Raw genomic sequence first — 1,931 nt, forward strand, 5'->3', positions numbered from 1 at the left:
GTTGAAGCCGGTGTCGGCTCGGGCGCCCTGTMCATCTCCCTGCTTCGCGCGGTGGGGGACAACGGCTACCTGCATTCCTTCGAGCGCCGCCAGGAATTCGCCGATATCGCCCGCGGCAACGTCGAGACCATCTTCGGCGGCCCGCACCCGGCCTGGAAGATCTCCCTCGGAGACTTCCAGGAAGAAGTGGTGCGCACCGAAGAGCCGGGATCCGTGGACCGGGTGGTCCTGGACATGCTCGCCCCGTGGGAATGCCTCGACGCCGTAGCCACGGTCCTGGCGCCGGGCGGGGTCTGGATCAATTATGTCGCGACTGTGACGCAACTTTCGCGGACAGCCGAAGCCATCCGCGCCGACGGCCGCTTCACCGAGCCTGACGCGTGGGAATCCATGGTCCGCGGCTGGCACCTCGAAGGCCTGGCCGTGCGCCCGGACCACCGCATGGTCGCCCACACAGGCTTCCTGCTGGTCACCCGCCGGCTCGCCGACGGCGTCACGGGAATCTCCGTGAAGCGCCGGCCGTCCAAGACCGATTTCAACGAAGAAGACGTCAACGCCTGGACTCCCGGCGCCGTCGGCGAACGGGCTGTCTCGGACAAAAAGCTGCGCCGCGCCGCCCGCGACGCAATCGCCGGAACCAACGTCGTGGACACCCCGGAGATAACGAAGTAGGCAGCATATTTCGGATGTCTCCAGCAGCACCCGCCTTCTTAGGGCTAAGGTCTTAATAGAAGAGCAGGAAGGGGCTGATGCACGATGGAGACTCCGAACACTGACCCGGGCCGCACACCGGCCGAGGACGCAGCGAATGCTGCCGCACGAGCGGACGCGTMCCGGGCCCTTGCCGGCGAGGGGGAGCGGTACGCCGCCAATGAACTCTCCGTMGCCGAGCGGCAGGTCAATATCCTCCGGGACAAGCTCCGGCACATTGACCGTCAGCTCGCCGCGGCCACGCAAAACAACTCAAAGCTGGTCAGCATGCTGGAGACCGCCAAGGCGGAGATCCTGCGGCTCAAGAACGCCCTCGACCAGGAGGGACAGCCGCCGTACAGCTTCGGCACCATCCTTCAKCTGAACCCKAAGCGTCAGCCGACCGCCGGGAACAGCGGCCAGGCGGCCACTGAGGAATCGGTCGATATCTTCAACGCCGGCCGCAAAATGCGCGTGGGGATCAGCCCGCTGGTGAACATCAACCAGCTGGCAGTCGGCCAGGAAGTCCTCCTGAACGAGGCCCTGATGGTGGTCGCCGGGCTCGGCTACGAGCGCGCCGGGGACCTGGTCACCCTGAAGGAGATGCTGGGGACGGACCGCGCCCTGGTGGTGGGCCGGGCCGACGAGGAACGGGTCATCCGGCTCTCCGGGGCCCTGMTCGCCCAGCGGCTCCGGGTCGGCGACGCGCTTTCGATCGATTCCCGCACCGGTTACGCCCTGGAGAAGATCCCGCGCTCTGAGGTCGAAAACCTCGTGCTRGAGGAAGTCCCGGACATCACCTACCAGGACATCGGYGGTCTCGGCCCGCAGATCGAACAGWTCCGCGACGCCGTCGAACTGCCGTTCCTGCACCCCGACCTCTACCGCGAGCACGGACTCAAGGCCCCCAAGGGCATCCTGCTGTAYGGCCCGCCGGGCTGCGGCAAGACCCTGATCGCCAAAGMCGTGGCCAACTCGCTGGCCGCCCGGGCCGCCGAACGTGCMGGCAAGACGGACATGAAGAGCTACTTCCTGAACATCAAGGGACCCGAGCTCCTGGACAAGTACGTCGGCGAGACGGAGCGGCACATCCGCCTGATTTTCGCGCGCGCCCGCGAAAAGGCCTCCGAGGGCAGCCCCGTGGTCGTGTTCTTCGACGAAATGGATTCGCTKTTCCGCACCCGCGGCACCGGCATCTCCTCCGACGTCGAAACCACGATCGTTCCGCAGCTCCTCAGCGA

At 66.4% G+C, this 1,931-nt stretch carries 2 protein-coding genes; both read left to right on the forward strand.

Going from position 1 to position 1,931, the window contains the following annotated elements; translation table 11 throughout:
* Window positions 1-672 (forward strand): tRNA (adenine-N1)-methyltransferase (locus AC1DBQ_RS23140; RefSeq protein WP_476930724.1); only part of this gene is annotated, 672 nt, incomplete at its 5' end.
* 84 nt (window positions 673-756) lie between these two features.
* The coding region (arc, locus tag AC1DBQ_RS23145) for a proteasome ATPase (RefSeq protein ID WP_476930725.1) at window positions 757-1,931 on the forward strand (1,175 nt) is incomplete at its 3' end.

It is taken from the genome of Arthrobacter sp. 10T413_2, assembly GCF_056394205.1.